The organism is Pseudomonas sp. JAI111 (assembly GCF_024809425.1).
Classification (GTDB): Bacteria; Pseudomonadota; Gammaproteobacteria; order Pseudomonadales; family Pseudomonadaceae; genus Aquipseudomonas.
In genome coordinates, this window is sequence record NZ_JANUCB010000009.1 from 102,886 (window position 1) to 118,128 (window position 15,243).

The 15,243-nt window shown below is 55.5% G+C and carries 19 protein-coding genes and 2 pseudogenes; 10 read left to right on the plus strand and 11 right to left on the minus strand.

Features of this window, described 5'->3' with window-relative positions; all coding sequences use genetic code 11:
* Nucleotides 1–101: 101 nt before the first annotated feature.
* Together HNR03_RS24450 and HNR03_RS24455 are read left to right on the plus strand one after the other, a co-directional pair.
* Nucleotides 102–551: a hypothetical protein gene (locus tag HNR03_RS24450; protein ID WP_259156306.1), complete on the plus strand. Its 450-nt coding sequence runs from the start codon at nucleotides 102–104 to the stop codon at nucleotides 549–551.
* Nucleotides 552–858: 307 nt separating this feature from the next.
* On the plus strand, nucleotides 859–2,517 hold the full coding sequence (locus tag HNR03_RS24455; RefSeq protein ID WP_259156308.1) for an arylsulfatase: 1,659 nt from the start codon (nucleotides 859–861) through the stop codon (nucleotides 2,515–2,517).
* 201 nt (nucleotides 2,518–2,718) lie between these two features.
* Here HNR03_RS24455 and HNR03_RS24460 read toward each other — a convergent pair whose 3' ends face one another.
* Nucleotides 2,719–3,540 (minus strand): CmcJ/NvfI family oxidoreductase, encoded by an 822-nt coding sequence (locus tag HNR03_RS24460; RefSeq protein ID WP_259156312.1) that lies wholly within the window; start codon nucleotides 3,538–3,540, stop codon nucleotides 2,719–2,721.
* Between the two features lie 445 nt (nucleotides 3,541–3,985).
* Here HNR03_RS24460 and HNR03_RS24465 point away from each other — a divergent pair, with 445 nt between their 5' ends.
* The 5 genes from HNR03_RS24465 (at nucleotide 3,986) to HNR03_RS24485 (ending at nucleotide 6,775) form a co-directional block, all read left to right on the plus strand.
* Nucleotides 3,986–4,504 (plus strand): isochorismatase family protein, encoded by a 519-nt coding sequence (locus tag HNR03_RS24465; RefSeq protein WP_259156314.1) that lies wholly within the window; start codon nucleotides 3,986–3,988, stop codon nucleotides 4,502–4,504.
* A 168-nt stretch (nucleotides 4,505–4,672) separates the two neighbouring features.
* Nucleotides 4,673–5,218: a GNAT family N-acetyltransferase gene (locus tag HNR03_RS24470; protein ID WP_259156316.1), complete on the plus strand. Its 546-nt coding sequence runs from the start codon at nucleotides 4,673–4,675 to the stop codon at nucleotides 5,216–5,218.
* Between the two features lie 173 nt (nucleotides 5,219–5,391).
* Nucleotides 5,392–5,610, plus strand: coding sequence for a hypothetical protein (locus HNR03_RS24475; protein ID WP_259156318.1), 219 nt, complete (start codon nucleotides 5,392–5,394; stop codon nucleotides 5,608–5,610).
* A 539-nt stretch (nucleotides 5,611–6,149) separates the two neighbouring features.
* Nucleotides 6,150–6,389, plus strand: a complete 240-nt coding sequence (locus HNR03_RS24480) for a hypothetical protein (RefSeq protein ID WP_259156323.1) — start codon at nucleotides 6,150–6,152, stop codon at nucleotides 6,387–6,389.
* A 266-nt stretch (nucleotides 6,390–6,655) separates the two neighbouring features.
* Nucleotides 6,656–6,775, plus strand: a complete 120-nt coding sequence (locus HNR03_RS24485; RefSeq protein WP_259156598.1) for a DUF3885 domain-containing protein — start codon at nucleotides 6,656–6,658, stop codon at nucleotides 6,773–6,775.
* A gap of 108 nt (nucleotides 6,776–6,883) precedes the next feature.
* Here the strand turns inward: HNR03_RS24485 and HNR03_RS24490 are convergent, their stop codons facing one another.
* Complete coding sequence (locus HNR03_RS24490) at nucleotides 6,884–7,255, minus strand: hypothetical protein (RefSeq protein WP_259156325.1); 372 nt, start codon at nucleotides 7,253–7,255, stop codon at nucleotides 6,884–6,886.
* Between the two features lie 228 nt (nucleotides 7,256–7,483).
* Here HNR03_RS24490 and HNR03_RS24495 point away from each other — a divergent pair, with 228 nt between their 5' ends.
* Both HNR03_RS24495 and HNR03_RS24500 read left to right on the plus strand, forming a co-directional pair.
* Complete coding sequence (locus tag HNR03_RS24495) at nucleotides 7,484–7,798, plus strand: hypothetical protein (RefSeq protein ID WP_259156327.1); 315 nt, start codon at nucleotides 7,484–7,486, stop codon at nucleotides 7,796–7,798.
* A gap of 358 nt (nucleotides 7,799–8,156) precedes the next feature.
* A complete protein-coding gene (locus HNR03_RS24500) occupies nucleotides 8,157–8,561 on the plus strand; it encodes a DUF6632 domain-containing protein (RefSeq protein WP_259156329.1) in 405 nt (134 codons plus the stop codon).
* 49 nt (nucleotides 8,562–8,610) lie between these two features.
* On the opposite strand, the gene HNR03_RS24505 is transcribed toward HNR03_RS24500, so the two are convergent.
* Nucleotides 8,611–9,498, minus strand: a complete 888-nt coding sequence (locus HNR03_RS24505) for a LysR family transcriptional regulator (protein WP_259156331.1) — start codon at nucleotides 9,496–9,498, stop codon at nucleotides 8,611–8,613.
* Nucleotides 9,499–9,733: 235 nt separating this feature from the next.
* Between HNR03_RS24505 and HNR03_RS24510 the strand changes: the two genes are divergently transcribed.
* Nucleotides 9,734–10,924: an MFS transporter gene (locus HNR03_RS24510; RefSeq protein WP_259156333.1), complete on the plus strand. Its 1,191-nt coding sequence runs from the start codon at nucleotides 9,734–9,736 to the stop codon at nucleotides 10,922–10,924.
* Here the strand turns inward: HNR03_RS24510 and HNR03_RS24515 are convergent.
* The 8 genes and pseudogenes from HNR03_RS24515 to HNR03_RS24550 all read right to left on the minus strand — a co-directional run bounded on the left by HNR03_RS24515 (nucleotide 10,908) and on the right by HNR03_RS24550 (nucleotide 15,185).
* Nucleotides 10,908–11,090: a hypothetical protein gene (locus HNR03_RS24515; protein ID WP_259156334.1), complete on the minus strand. Its 183-nt coding sequence runs from the start codon at nucleotides 11,088–11,090 to the stop codon at nucleotides 10,908–10,910. The two genes, HNR03_RS24510 and HNR03_RS24515, sit on opposite strands and share 17 nt — an antisense overlap.
* Before the next feature lie 36 nt (nucleotides 11,091–11,126).
* The gene (locus HNR03_RS24520) at nucleotides 11,127–11,429 is read right to left on the minus strand and encodes a putative quinol monooxygenase (protein ID WP_222587575.1); all 303 of its coding nucleotides are present in this window, start codon (nucleotides 11,427–11,429) and stop codon (nucleotides 11,127–11,129) included.
* A 22-nt stretch (nucleotides 11,430–11,451) separates the two neighbouring features.
* Nucleotides 11,452–11,583 (minus strand): hypothetical protein, encoded by a 132-nt coding sequence (locus HNR03_RS24525; RefSeq protein WP_259156339.1) that lies wholly within the window; start codon nucleotides 11,581–11,583, stop codon nucleotides 11,452–11,454.
* A 35-nt stretch (nucleotides 11,584–11,618) separates the two neighbouring features.
* Nucleotides 11,619–12,791: an alkene reductase gene (locus HNR03_RS24530; RefSeq protein WP_259156600.1), complete on the minus strand. Its 1,173-nt coding sequence runs from the start codon at nucleotides 12,789–12,791 to the stop codon at nucleotides 11,619–11,621.
* A gap of 143 nt (nucleotides 12,792–12,934) precedes the next feature.
* Nucleotides 12,935–13,060 (minus strand): annotated as a pseudogene (locus HNR03_RS32030) (zinc-binding dehydrogenase); the annotation flags it as partial.
* 46 nt (nucleotides 13,061–13,106) lie between these two features.
* Complete coding sequence (locus HNR03_RS24540; protein ID WP_222590486.1) at nucleotides 13,107–13,445, minus strand: carboxymuconolactone decarboxylase family protein; 339 nt, start codon at nucleotides 13,443–13,445, stop codon at nucleotides 13,107–13,109.
* 210 nt (nucleotides 13,446–13,655) lie between these two features.
* A pseudogene (locus tag HNR03_RS24545) lies at nucleotides 13,656–13,801 on the minus strand (LLM class flavin-dependent oxidoreductase); the annotation flags it as partial.
* A 265-nt stretch (nucleotides 13,802–14,066) separates the two neighbouring features.
* On the minus strand, nucleotides 14,067–15,185 hold the full coding sequence (locus HNR03_RS24550) for a low temperature requirement protein A (RefSeq protein WP_259156343.1): 1,119 nt from the start codon (nucleotides 15,183–15,185) through the stop codon (nucleotides 14,067–14,069).
* Nucleotides 15,186–15,243 lie beyond the last annotated feature (58 nt).

A 15,243-nucleotide genomic window follows, 5' to 3' on the forward strand; every position in this document is an offset into this window, starting at 1 on the left:
AGGGGTAATAAAAAAATAGAGGCCCAAGAAAACAATGCGATGTTATTGAGCTATACCCAATAGTCCCCCCACCGCACTTCTTCCATTATTGGAGGTTGGCAATGAAACCCTGTATCCCCCTGTCGGCACTCGTCATTACCGCTACTCTCTTCGGCTGCTCCAGTTCATCACACCAGTCAATGAATCTTCCTTTGGCAGCGACCCATAAAAACCCTGGTCATACAGCCACGACTACATTGACTGGCGAAGGCAATCAAACCAATTTTGATTTCTACATAACCGGCGTTCCAGACGGAACCATCTTGCCGCCGCGCCTCTACACCTTCATCAACAAGGGCAGCTGCCAGCAACCCGGGCCAGCCGCGTTCGCAATGAACGATAAGGTCAACACTGAGCCCAATGCAGGCACCGGTGGATGGACCTTTTACAGGAGCGCACCAATAACCTTGCCAGACCTGCTTTCCGGCAAGTACTCAGTTGTCGTGCGTACTTCACCCGAGGATGGCAGCGCTGATATTTTCTGCGGCGATATTGCACACGCGACTCGATGAACTTCCCGCGGTCAGTTTGAATCAAGTCGCGTTATAGGTGGCGATTGTATCCAAGGGTATTTATCCGGTTGTAATTCTGGCGTTACATATACCGGCAGAACAGTGCAATCGCCCCGTCCACTTGCCAAAACAGCACTAGACTCCTTCTTGCGCCTTAAACAGTGCACGATCATGTAACAGGGGGGAGGGAAATGATTCTGTACGCAGTACCTAGGCTAATTGCTCGGTGGTCAATGCACCATGGGTCAACATTGATGTGCACTCATCACCCGGTTGCCAACACCATGAAACAACGAGGAATTCTGATATGGAACAGCTATCGGATCGTTTCAAACTGTCTATAGTGTTTGCTGCGCTTTTGTCTTTGAACGGACTCGCCCACGCGGCTCAAACGGAAAAAACCAATATTCTGTTTATCGTCTCCGATGATACCGGCTATGGCGACCTGGGCCCTTACGGCGGTGGGGTCGGTCGAGGCATGCCGACGCCCAGCATCGATCAGCTGGCGGCAGAAGGGGTCACTTTTTACTCTTTTTATGCTCAGCCAAGCTGCACACCTGGTCGGGCGGCCATGCAAACCGGGCGTATTCCCAACCGTAGCGGCATGACCACTGTGGCGTTCCAGGGCCAGGGCGGCGGCTTGCCTGCAGCCGAGTGGACATTGGCATCGGTGTTGAAAACCGGTGGCTATGACACCTATTTCACCGGGAAATGGCATTTGGGCGAAGCCGATTATGCGCTGCCCAATGCGCAAGGTTATGACGTGATGAAATACGTCGGGCTATACCATCTCAACGCCTACACCTACGCTGACCCGACCTGGTTCCCGGACATGGACCCGGAAACCCGCGAGATGTTTCAGCGGGTGACCAAGGGCGCATTGTCCGGCAAGGCGGGTGAAAAACCGGTCGAGGAATTCAAGGTCAATGGTCAGTACGTGGACACGCCGGTTGTAGACGGCAAACCCGGCGTGGTCGGCATTCCGTTCTTTGACAACTACGTTGAGAAAGCTGCACTGGAGTTTCTCGACACGGCGGCCAAATCGGACAAGCCGTTTTTCATCAACGTCAACTTCATGAAAGTCCACCAGCCGAACATGCCGGCCCCGGAGTTCGTTCATAAGTCCATGTCCAAGTCCAAGTACGCCGATTCTATAGTCGAACTCGATACCCACATCGGACGCATCATGGACAAGCTCAAGGCGCTCGGGCTGGATAAGAACACTCTGGTGGTTTACACCACTGACAACGGAGCCTGGCAGGATGTTTACCCGGATGCTGGCTACACGCCGTTCCGGGGAACCAAAGGTACCGTGCGTGAGGGGGGTAACCGGGTACCGGCCATTGCCGTCTGGCCAGACAAGATCAAGCCGGACACAAAAAATCACGAGATTCTCGGTGGCCTGGATTTGATGGCAACCTTCGCCTCTGTTGCTGGCGTGAAGCTGCCGGAAAAAGACCGCGAGGGTCAGCCGATCATCTTCGACAGTTACGATATGACTCCAGTGCTCACTGGAACTGGCCCGTCTCCACGTAAGGAGTGGTTCTACTTTACCGAGAACGAGTTATCCCCGGGTGCGGCCCGAGTTGGAAACTACAAAGCCGTGTTCAACCTGCGCGGCGATGATGGTGCACAAACCGGTGGTCTGGCTGTCGACTCCAACCTGGGATGGAAAGGCGCAGAAAAGTATGTGGCCACTGTTCCGCAAGTCTTTGACTTGTGGCAAGACCCGCAGGAACGTTATGACCTCTTCATGAACAACTTCACCGAGCGTACCTGGACGATGGTGCCGATCACGAGCGCAATCATCAAATTGATGAAAACCTACGCGGATTACCCACCGCGCAAACTGCAAAGCATGGGTTATGACGGGCCGATCGAGCTGTCGCAATACCAGAAATTCCAGTACGTGCGTGACGTCCTGAAAAAAGAGGGTATCAACCTGCCGATGCCAGTGGGTAACTGATCAGGCAGACGAAACGTGGCGACTTCATCAGGGGTCGCCACTTCGCAACTTCGCTGTTTTTACGTTTGCGAGCAGCCATCACTCGTAACGGCTACAGATCCATCAGTGGGGCTGGAATCGACTGGGAACGGATGGTCGCCTGGTAGAACGCGGGAGAGGTCAAGCGCCGCACGGGTGAGGCCCACGCCAGGTGGCCACAACCTAATCAAAGAAGGCCAGGGTGCGAACTTCGATACTCTCGCGCGGCGGGGCTCCCGGCGGCGTATTGGGGTCCTGGAAGGCGGTATGGGGCGTGAAGCGGGCACGGCCGTCATGACGCGAGTCATACCCCTTGATCAGCAAGACTTCGTCACGGCGCATGTCCGGAAAATAGTACCAGCGCTGGTGCGGATTGTAGGCCAGGTGGTAGATCTCACCGATACGATCCGGATAGACCAGGTCGGTGGCCAGCAGGTCATTGGGGTCGAGCGTCGAGGCGTCCAGCACGGCCAGCGGCGAGCGCTTGACGGGTCCACTCATCGGGCGCCAGAGGTTGATCTGGGCCATCGACACCGCTGCCAGTGCGGCGGCCTGATCGCTGCCCAGCACGTCGCGGATACGCTCAGGCCCCGAGCGCTCGGTGTAGTCATTATGCACACGGCTGGCTGGGCCGCGAATATCCCGCCGCTCGGCGTCGCTGCGCCTAGTGTGGTCGAAGATGACGACCCGGCTCGCGCCCGTCAACTCCTTGATCAAGGCCTTGACCTCGTCATAGTAGACGCTTTCCACTGAGGTATCGTCGTAGAGGTCGTCGACCACCGTATCCCGCCGATGGAGTTCAAACCCCTGCTTGTCCAGAGAAAGGCTGTCTGCCAACGGACGACCGTTGTGTATCGTGACCTCGCGCTCCTCCTGCTCAGCAAAGTAGTGCGGTTCACTGTTACCGGTCAGAGCCTCGGTATGCACATAGGGCTTCGCATCGTGCTTGACCAGGTAGGTAAGTGTCGTGATGACGCTAGCGGGCATATCAGTTGTGCACTTCAAGTAACACCTCCCGGTCTGATGACCGCATCCGGCGTGGTGTCACCGTGGCGGCGCTGTAGCTTGTATGTAGACTGCCTTACTTTTAATCGTATGCCTTCGAACCAGAAAAGGGGACTCATTTATTTTCCTGCGCTACCGGCAGCTTCTGGTCGGTTTCGGCTTGTCGTGATAGGCAGAAAACGGCCAGAAGCGGACCTCAATGAGCAATACAAGAAGTAGCCATCGCGTAGATCTTGTCCCCTTGCCAACCAGGCACCGTGCAGATACTGTCCGCTTATGAATCAGCTACGCATTGCCACGACCACCACCACGACTACGACCGCCCGAGGCGGGTCGTGAGAGGTGTCGTGAGCTAATAACGCACGAACTTCAAAGGCCCGCCAGTGATGGAAAGGGCCTTTTCTTTTGCCCTTGTGTCGCTGGTCCAAACGCAAGGAAAAGCACTATGCATGCACTGTTGATTCTCGATATGCAGGTTGGATTGTTTCATGGCCCGGATGAACCATGGGCTGGTGAGGCGCTGCTGAATACGTTGAATAGTCTGTTGAATAAAGCCCGCAGGGCAGGCGCGCCAATTTTTCTTGCTCGCCACGTGGGGCCGCCCGGCTCGCCTATCGAACCTGGAAGCCCGTTGGCGCAACTGGTGCAGGAACTGTTGCTGCAAGGCGACGAAGTGATTTTCAACAAAAGCCGACCTAACGCTTTCGCCATGACTGATCTGGCCGATCGACTAAAGGCTTGTGGATCTCGAGGCGTGGTTATTGCGGGAATGAAGACCCAGTATTGTGTCGACAGCACCTGCCGCGCCGCACGAGATCTTGGATTCGACGCAGTGCTGATCGCCGATGGTCATACCTGCACCGACACTCCCGCATTGAAGGCTGAAAGTATCGTCGCTCATCACAATGCAACCCTGGCGGGCCCATTCTGTCGTGTCGTTCACGCTGAGGACTGGCGTTTCTGACCGGCATTGATAGATCGACTCAAGTTCTGGGTCGATCTGTCCGCTTTGGGTGGCTGCTGCCCCCACGGCAGGCAGAAATCGGCCAAGTGTAGACACGCGACAAAGGCACGATTGCTTTAGGAAAGTGCTGATCCAATCTGCAACAACTCTTGCCAAGGATTTCATGCGATGGATTGCCCCCCGACGCTATACACCAGCCGTCTTATCCTCACGCCGCTGCGAATGACTGATGCAGCCGCTATACAACAGCTGTTTCCCCAATGGGAAGTGGTCCGCTACCTTGACAGCCGTGTGCCATGGCCCTACCCGCAGGATGGTGCGCTGGTTTACGTGCGCGATGTCGCTCTTCCCGCCATGGCCAGGGGAGAAGAGTGGCACTGGATGATTCGCACGCGCGCGCAACCTGAGCGCAGCATCGGAAGCATCAGCCTGTATGACCAGCCAGGTAACCATAGGGGGTTCTGGCTCGCGCCTCTGTGGCAGGGCAACGGCTATATGCGCGAAGCTTGCGAGGTCGTCAACGCGTACTGGTTCGCGACATTGTTACGTCCAGTCATGCAGGTGCCCAAGGCTGTCGCCAACCACGCTTCGCGCAAGGTATCCCAACATGAAGGCATGCGGATGATAGGGACGCGGGACGGGCATTTTGTCTCGGGGCCCATGCAGGTCGAAGTCTGGGAGATCACACGAAGCGAGTGGCTCAGCGCGCGCTGAAACCTGACCTGAATTTTGTGCAGTTCCGAGTGACAGGCTGCCATCGGGTCGATTTCAGCCGGTTGCCAATGGACGGAAACGGCCAGGAGCGGTCACCCAGATTGAGGTGCCTTGCACCAGCAGTTTTGGTTTTGTAGGATCCTGCCAGCACTCACAATCAATTGAGGTTTGCATTGGAAAGTAGAATAAGACCGGAAATTGAGAGAGCGACCTACGATGAGTTCTTAGCGCTTTGGGACAGAGGTGCATTCGAGAACCAGCGGTTGGGTCAGGCTTTTTACAACCATTTCCGTCTGCACCGTCTCAGCGATCAGAAGTTACTACATGGCCTTTATGAATCTGACGGCAAGAAGGCCATGAATGCAATTTCTGAAATATTTCAGATCAGATAACAAGTACCATTCTTCTTCCGCCAATGATGTAACAAGGGCGCCTTGGGTCGTTTACTACCCCTCGCAACACGCAGAGATCGGCCAGGCACGGACGATCGAGTCTAGTAAAAAGCTCAGTATTAGGAGTGAAGCAATGCATTGCAGTTGTGGCAGTCGGGGCGACCTCGTAGAGATTGGTCATAACTATGCGGAGTTTGTCGCTGGTTTACGCTGCCTTGAGATAGGCCAATGGATCAAACTATTGCAGTGCCTTGATTGTGGTCAGTTTTGGCGAACGGATGAATGGGACAAATACCAAACCCTGTATGCGTTGAAGTTGAGTTCGCCAAAGGGCTGGGAGTCGGTCGGTATAAAATCCTTGATAATAGAGCGTATGGTTGAGAATCACGGCGGATTAGATGCGTCTTTTTGTATAGCTAAGAACTGCAAGCTAAACGCACTCAAAGGGCGAGCATATTGCGTCCAACATTTTTACGACACTGGTGCAAGGGCTTGAGCAATCTGATAGGGCTGACTGAAACCTGCCATGAAGGGATCAAATGAATCTACAACTTGAAATTGAGAGGATCTTTGGGGGTAAAGCATTTGCCAGGCCACTTTTCTATTCCTATCCAGGAGGTCTGCGTTTTGAGCTCTCTGAGACTGGTGGAGTGATTGAGCAATTTCTAACAGCAATACGAAAATCAACAAAGATCTGCAGTGATATCTTTCTTGATGACGCGACGCTTGTTGCTTGTCTGCTCATTCTGGCAGCAACCGATTTGCTCATCGGCCTCTGATTCACGCTCTTCGATCTGCCGGCATTGACATACCCACGGAATTCTCAGTCTGGAGTGAGGAGATAGATCCGGAGGAATGGTTTTGCGAAAGTGAGCCGGAGTATTGGATCAACATCGCATTTGAAGCGCCTGCGACTCTGCTTCAAGCATTTCTTTGGTGTGCTTTGGCTAGAGACTTTGCCGAAATTCAGCCTAAACCCAACTGTGTTTTATATCTCTTCAATTTGAAGAAGCACGTCATGGTTTTTCCCTACGACGACAGAGGTATGGATGTGGTCGGCCCCAACAAAGATCTGCTTTCACAGCTGTATCGTCTGCATCATACATACCTGCTGGATTACGACCGACACACGATGGACACCACATTTGCAGGGCCTGCGCGCTAGCCTCATTGCTTACATTGGAGCTGAGACCGTGTCCACAGCCCACATGGCCACCACCGTCTCCTTTGGGTCGCAAGCACTCATTCACCTTAGTGACAACAGCCTTAAGCATCAATCAAGGTGGAATTTCACCATGAGCGCGTCGCACGTCACCGATACAGCCCCCCAATCTCCGGAAAGCATGTAGTTGCGACCGTCCGCCACGAACGTATCTATGTTCCCGAAATCAACCTCGCCGTCTTCATCTACTGAAACGAGATCGCTTCTCTTCTGCCAGCTCACGCACTCCGTTTCACGGAACAGAATGTCGGCCCTTTGATAGCAGTAGTGTTCACCTGCGCTTGGTTTTTTGTAAAACGGGTGCGACTCTAGAAGCACCAAATCCATGTTAAATACCAAGGTTGACTGTCCCTCTTCGATTGCGAGCACGTAGCTATCTTCGAGGTAAATTTCCGTCAAACAGGCTAGTTCGTCGTAACGCATAAGTCTTACGCATTCAGTATGAAAGTTACGATTGTTAATGCCACAGAACATAACGGTCAACCGGTTGCGCGCGGCTGTGGGTTGATGGCTGTCCTTGGTGACAGCCAAAAACGGCCAAGAAGAGTCACTGGACACCTCTGCCGTCAGTCGCTAGCCTCAGCCATCACTGACATTCAGGTGTCTCACAAACTCGTCACATACAGCCAAAAGTCAGGAGCCGGTACACCTATGGCCTACGAACTTCATATTGTCAGACCAATGGAAATAGCTCTTGAAGAATGGCAATCACTTTGCGCAAGTGATCCATCAATGAAGCTTGAAAACGAGTTTGCTCGCAAAAATCCCGTCACCGGTGAATCCATTGTTTCCAGCGGGAAAAACTCAGCAACTTGGACGTCTCCACTAACACAGCAACAGTATCTCTTTGATTATCGCAGGGGGATGATTTCCTTCGTCTACAGCGATGCGGCAATCATTAAGGCCAAGGAAATTGCGAAAGCACTCGCAGGCAGTATTGAAGGAGATGAAGGTGAGGCATATTGAAAATAGCTTGATGACGGATGCTCTCTAGCGTCCTCTCAGTGGATTTCACCTGCTAGCTGCCGACTGGCCACTATGGGTCGGTAACTGCCCTTCGCTACAGGCAGAAAACGGCCAAAAGCAGCCGGTGGACGGAGCGATAGCTAATGAGTAGCTATGCTTGGTCTGCTGCCGGAACTATTTGAGCAGATTGGGCTTTTGCGTCGATGGCGTATAACCCCCTTCAGCAGACACCCGACTGTCAATGCCCGGTCTAGTCAGGGCTAGACGACAGAACAAGGAATGTTATCCACCAAGCCCGTGAGGGTGTTATCACCCCACTTGAGGTCAAATTAGAGTCAGGCCCAAAGAGGAGTCCGCCATGACCGTAGTCGATCGCCTCAGGTATTTGCGTGTCGTTCTAGTGTTGGCTGGGCTCGCGAGCCTTGCTCTCTACCCACTTATGTTGTTCTGGCCGTCCGGCTGGGCCTGGCACGTCGGTCACTCGGACTACCCGATGATGATCGTTGGCATCTACGCCACACTTGGCGTGTTCTTGATCCTGGCCGCACGTGATCCATTAGCCAATCTGAGCCTGATCTGGTTCACCGCGTGGTCTAGCGCCGTACACGCAGGAATCATGACCGTCCAGGCGGTGACCCAGCCGGGGCAAATGGGGCACTTGGCAGGTGACGTGCCGGCGCTCTTCATCGTGGCGGTTGCCTTGGCCACCTTGACGCCCCGCTCGCAACTGGCCGCTCGGCCCCGGACACACAATGGGGTCTAACAGGCCAGTCCGCTTACTTGTTGTTTGAGCAGCGGCCGACAATACGCTCTTATGTGTCGCTACCGAACATTCCCAGAATGAAGTCGCGCACATGGACGATGCGTGGATTGCGCATAACGGTTTTTTGCCAAACCAGATACAGGTTGTTGGTGGGGGCGTCTTGACGCGAAGTGATCGACACCAACAGTCCTGATTCCAGCGCCTCGGCGCACTGGTAATCCGGTAAAACGCTCCATCCGTGCCCCTTCACGACCAGGTCTTGAATGATGCGCAGGTCGGCGATTGTGAGCGCGGCCTGCAGTGTTGGCGCAAACTGAAACAGCGCGGTCCACACCGGCCGAATCAGCGGCAGGTCTTCATCGAACGCGATAAGCGGGAGCTTCGCCAGCCTTTGCGCAGTAGGACGCTTGCCCAATTGCTTGGCCATCTCCGGAGCGAGGACAAGCAAAAAACGCTCGGTCCACAGCCTGGCGAATCCGTGCGAATGCTCATTCGGCATGGAGGCGGTGATGGCCAGGTCCGCAGTCGAGGCATTGAGGAGGCTGTAGATGCGGTCGCGGTTTCCCGTGTGCACGCGGATCTGAAATCCCTGCGCCATCAGCGGTGCCAATCCCGCCGCGATCTTGGAATAAATGAAGTCGGAAGGCCCGGCGATATGCACGGTGCCACCCATCTCACCGCCCAGACGGTATGAGGCCATCCTCATCTCCAGCCCGTCGATCATCGGGCCGATCGCTCGCGCCAGCTCGTCAGCCGCTTCCGTCGGCGTGACGCCACGGGCACGACGTACGAATAACGGCTTGGCCACAAAGGCTTCCAGCGCCTGGATGTGCAGGGATGCCGCAGGTTGTGTCATGCCAAGAGATTCTGCCGCCCGTGAGAACGACTGCAGCCGGTAAGCCTCGATAAATGTGCGCAGATGATCAAGATGGCTCATGGATAGTGTCACGCCGCTGCTGGCGACGTCCTCCGGAAGGTTCTGGTGGAGATAGCGACCTGTTCGGCTCCGGACCGCCGTTCGCAAGTCGATCTGCATGAAAAAAGTATGTCAGCCATAAAATTTTTTATCCATAGACCATTAAATGATAATTCCTCATATCCATAGACCTTCTTTACGATTCACGGCACTGCGGCCCAAGGCTGTTCTTTCCCGAAGATCGAGAGCGATTCTCATGCCACTCATCGTGTACATCTTTACGCTCAGTGCCTTCGCGCTGGGCCTTGCCGAGTTTGTGCCCATAGGCCTGACCGAGGTCATGGCGCAAAGCTTGGACATCAGCATCGAACAGGCCGGTAGCGCCGTGACCCTGTACGCATTGGGGGCGACCTTCGCGGCGCCCGTCCTGACAGCCTTGACCGCCGGATGGTCACGCAAGCAAGTCATGCTGGTGACAGTATTGGTCTTCACTGTCGGCAGCCTGCTCGCGGCAATCGCCACCAACCTGTCAACACTGCTGATTGCGCGCTTTGTGGCCGGTATGGGCCACGGCCTGTTCCTCGCCGTGGCTTCGAGCACCGCGGCACGTCTCGTAGGGCCGAAGAAGGCCGGCAGTGCCGTGGCTGTGGTGTTTGGCGGGTTCACCATTGCCATGGCGATTGGCGTGCCGATCAGCACCTACCTTGGGGGCGTGATCTCCTGGCATTCGGTGCTCGGCGCGATCGCGGCGTTCGGCGCACTGGGCTTCCTGGGACTGCTGCTGGGCATGAAGGAGCCGCCCAAGCAACAAGGGCACATTGGAGCCGACTCGGTCGGGCAGGCGGTGAAGGCGATCTTCCATCCGACCTTGCTGGTTGCTGCGCTCGTCACGGTGCTGGGCTATGCCGGCTCATTCACCGCGTATACCTACATCGCGCCGCTGCTCACGGACGTCACCCACGTCAGTGGCGCCACGGTCAGCATCTTCATGCTGATCTATGGCGTGCTCGCCGCGATTGGCAACGTGATTGGCGGCAAGATGACCGACCGGATCGGAGTGGATCGTTCAAGCGTGATCGTGATCAGCGGTATCGCCTTCGTTGCGCTGGGCGTGTGGGCTTTCGCCTCCTCGGCGCTTGCCATGGGCGTACTTGTCGCGTTGCTGGGCCTATTCACCTTCGCTGCCGTGCCGGCCTTGCAGGCCCGCCTGATCGGCATCGCCGAACAGCATGCGCCGCACGCCTATGGCGTGGCGGCCGGCCTGAACATCGCCGGTTTCAACTTCGGCATCGCCTTGGGCTCGGTATTGGGTGGGGTGACCATCAGTACCGTTGGCGTTTCCTACATGGGGCTGGTCGGTGCCCTCGTCTCGGTACTGGGATTGGCGCTGCTGATGGTGCGCAACCGAGGAGCCGGCTACCGCGCGGTCGTCAGTCCTGCCGCATGACGCGGCCGGGCGACTGACTGGGCAATGCGTTGAGCCATGCGCGCAACCGTTTAACGTTCAGGCTGCCGGTGCCCTGCCACAGCCAACTGCTGAACATCTGGCTGTGATCGTCCAGCGACACCGGGGTCAGCGCTTTGGTGGGTTTCGGTGCTGCGTCCGGCTCCATACCGGTGACGTTGATTGGGGGCCTTGTTGGGCTTGCTTAGCCGGGTAGCTTGGCCGCAAGGACGTCAACCTTCTCGATTGACGGCGGTTTGGCAAACAGCTCGCCAGCCTTCGCCATAAGCGCCGCTGCGACCTTGCCCGAAAGATGAGCCTGCCGGCCTGCTTCATCCGGGAAGGCATCAAAGATGCCAAAGGTGGACGGGCCCAAGCGGATTCCAAACCAAGCCGTAGTGGCCGGCTCTTCCTCTACCATTGGAAGGCCACTCAAGAGAAAGCTCTCTACCTCTTTCTCTTTCCCGGGTTTTGCTTCCAGACGAACGAACAACGCTACTTTGACCATGACGTGCCTCCTGTTGTTACGCCTACATCATCATGCGCCATGCTTTCCAGTAAGCACGACGCGATATTCGCCGATTTGCCGCCCAGCTCCAGCGGTGCGGGTCACCGGTCAGCTCGAACAGCGTGTAATCGTTCCCGTTCCATTCGAGCATCATTCTGGCTGCTCCTTGGTTCTCGAGCGGCTTGCGGACTAGCGCCAACTCTCATCGACGCAGGGTTTCGCTTCCTCGCAGCGCTCCTTGGTCAGGGATGGGTAGTCGGTATAGCCCTTGGCGCCGCCGCCGTAGAAGGTGGATTGATCCTCGGCATTGAGGGACACGCGCGTGCGAAAGCGTTCCGGCAGGTCGGGATTAGCCAGGAACTTGCGGCCGAAGGCGATCAAGTCTGCCTTGCCCCGTTGCAGCCAGGCCTCAGCCGTGTCGTGGTCGAAGCCGCCGGCGAGGATCAGCGTGCCACGGTATTTTTCCCGCATCAGCGCCAGCATCCGCATGGCCTCAGGGGTGGGAGGAAGGCCCTGCTCAAGCGCGGCGATTGCCGGGTTGACCAGGTGCAGATAGGCGAGCTTGTAGTCGCTCAGCTTTTCGGCGAGGTAACCGAAGGTCGCCTCCCGATTGTCGTCGCTGATGTCGTTGAAGGTGCCGAGCGGCGATAGGCGCACGCCGACGCGGTCCGGCCCACAGATTTCGCAGGCCGCCTCGACCACTTCCAGGAGCAGCCGTGCGCGGTTTTCGATCTGCCCACCGTAGCAGTCGCTGCGCTGGTTGGTGCCGGAATTGATGAACTGGTCGAGCAGGTAGCCGTTGGCGCCGTGCACCTCGATGCCGTCGACGCCGGCGCTCAGCGCATTCCTGGCCGCGCGCTCGAATTGCCGAACGAGGTAGGGCATCTCCTCGATCTGCAAAGCCCGCGGGGTGACGAAGGGCACCAGCTCGCCCTCGCCGTTCTCGTTCTCGATAAACGCCTCACCGCTCGGTTTGAGCGCCGAGGGCGCGACCGGCAGCATGCCATCGGGTTGCAGCGCCGGATGAGAAATGCGGCCGACATGCCAGAGCTGCATAAAAATCAAACCGCCGGCTTCGTGCACGGCGTCGCTGACCCGTCGCCAGCCCTCGACCTGTTCGCGGCTATGGATACCCGGGGTCCAGGCGTAGCCCTGGCCCTGCATCGAGACCTGGGTCGCCTCGCTGATGATCAGGGCGGCTGAAGCCCGTTGCGCGTAATAGCAGGCATTGAGTGGCGTCGGGACATTGCCCGGCTGGCCGGCGCGCGAGCGGGTCAAGGGAGCCATGACCATCCGGTGCGGAAGCTCGTAGCGCCCTAGTTTGACGGGTTGAAACAGCAACTCCCTGGACGTTTGCGGCATAGCGCCTTGTTGCGCTGCAGATTCGGTGGATACGGGCATGAGGTTTACCTCCTATCGAAATTATCCGAGAGATCAGAGCCGAGTCATTTCCGTAATCTTGGGAAAGGCGACTCTGCCCTCCCCTGGTCTTTCACGAACTGCCTCTACCGGGATACGGTGACGACGATCTTGCCGAACTGCTGGTTCGATTCCACGTAACGGTGCGCCTCGACGATCTGCTCGAAGGGGAAGGTCTTGTCAATGATCGGCTTCAGCCGCCCGGCCTCGCCCTCAGTCAGTAGCCATTGCCTGCCGCCGTTGAGTGTGCTGCCGCTGCTAGGTTGTTTTAGCGGTGTAGGCATCCAGGACTCGCGCTGAGTAAACCAGGGTGGCACCGGCATTCACGGTGATGGCCACGCCCAGCGCCTCCATGATTTCTTCCCGGGTTGCCCCATGTTTGATCGCCGCTTCCGTGTGCACGGTGATACAGCCGTCGCATTGACGAGTGACAGACACGGCGAGCGCTATCAACTCGCGTGTCTTGGCATCCAGTCGTCCGGTTTTCGTGCCGGCTTCGCTTAACTGGCCATAACCGTGAACGGTGTCTGGGCTGAGCTTGGCCATGTCGCCAATCGTGGCGAGCAGCTGTTGATGGTAGGTGTTCCAATCGAGCATCATTTTCGATTTCCTTCAGTGGATTAAGCGGATCCTTGCGCCTCGCTCCTCACGCATAAGCTGTTGGTGAGGAGGGTTAACCTGCTGCACCGCTTGATGGCTTTGACCACATCCTCAGATGTGTAGTCGAGCACCGTAGGGTCATGCTCGAAGTCGTGGTTGCGCCGCCTTGTCGTCGCGATGACGTGTGCCCCGAGGCTGGCGGCAATCTGGTCTGTCGCCCGAGGAGACACCAAGCATTAGCCGCCCGCCCGAGAGCTGTTCGATCGATGCCTTGGCGGTGTGCAGCGGTAGCGCACGGTTAGCACTATCGGACCGGTGGCAAGCGTAATCGTGGTTGTCTGTGCCGCTATCCAGTGCTGTCAGATCGCGATAGCCACAAGGGACACCGGACTCTTAACTATGGTCGTCGATCCCAGGATTACAAACCCAAAGAGACAAAGGGTAGCGGCGAGTGGCCCACGGACACTGAGAATGACGTAGTGGGCAGCGCGTAAGCCGCAGGTCAGCTGCCTGATCACTTTTTAGGGCAATTGGATTGGAAAATTGATCAATCCCCTTTTCCATGCTCGCGGGCGGGTTGTTCGATTTTGTCTGCGGGGTTTCGCGGGCGCCCCCAACTTATGGCCTAATAAACATTCCACGATATCTGAAATTCAGGAAAACATAACAGATCATGGTTGCTGTCAGGCCGACCAATATGTACTCGACGCGGGGTAGGAATATAACCAACGCACCCAAAGAGAACACGATCAAAGTGTTTTGTATTATATATTTCCTTATTTTAGGCACGGCTATGAAATAGCCATATTGCTTGCCCAGGAAAAACAAGGCCATGCCGATGATTGACATAATCTGGAAATCGCGTATCGCAATGTCATTCAGGATCGCATGCCTGATCAAATTGGCGAGGAGTGCTAGCCCCATAAATAGAAAAAGGTGCGAGTAGATTAAGGAGTGTCCAGTCATACTGCTTTCATTTTTGCTCAGCAGGTAAAAGCTGTCGAAATATATCCACCAGATACTGCAAATCATGATAAATCCGGTGATTGCCGTCATCACATTATAAAGACCCCATTGAATGTTAGATAACCCTGCAGAAAGACTAAATACTGACTCGCCCAATAAGATGAGGGTGAGCAAGCCCAGTCGTTCAACCAAGTGGTCTGTATGTGCTGGCAACGGCTTTAGTTTACTCCCAACAAATACAGGGAGGAGAATATCGAGAAAAATCCCAAAGTAAGCGACAAGGTAACGCATAGGCGGGTCAAAAAGAATAGATGAAAGAGTAACAACTGCGCTAACTAACAGGGCAAAGCCAAGCCTGGAGGAGAATTCGCCACGGCCATTAAGTTTACGTCTGGATGAAATGTACATAATACTGATGACGACACGTATACCAAAATAACAGGCAATAATAAGCGGATAGTTTACTTCTGGTTCATCCCCTATCAGCGCAGACAGCACAATGAGCAGCAACATTACAAATAATGTTGCCAAACGGTGAGAATTACTGTCTGTATCAAACCTGTTGGCGTAAATCGTGTGACTAGACCAGACCCACCATAATGGAACAAAAAGCAGTACAAATGTCCATAATTGCTCATGCTCAAAGTGGCCTTGATGAACATCTCCGAGAATATGCGTCACCTTGCCAATTACAACAACAAAGATCAGGTCAAAAAACAACTCCAACCATGTGGCGTGTCGATTTTTCTCATAATACTTCAAAGTCTTCATTTGCTGTTGGCTCCGTGTGCACCTCTTTAATGTAGAAGGAAACTAACGGATAAGCGAA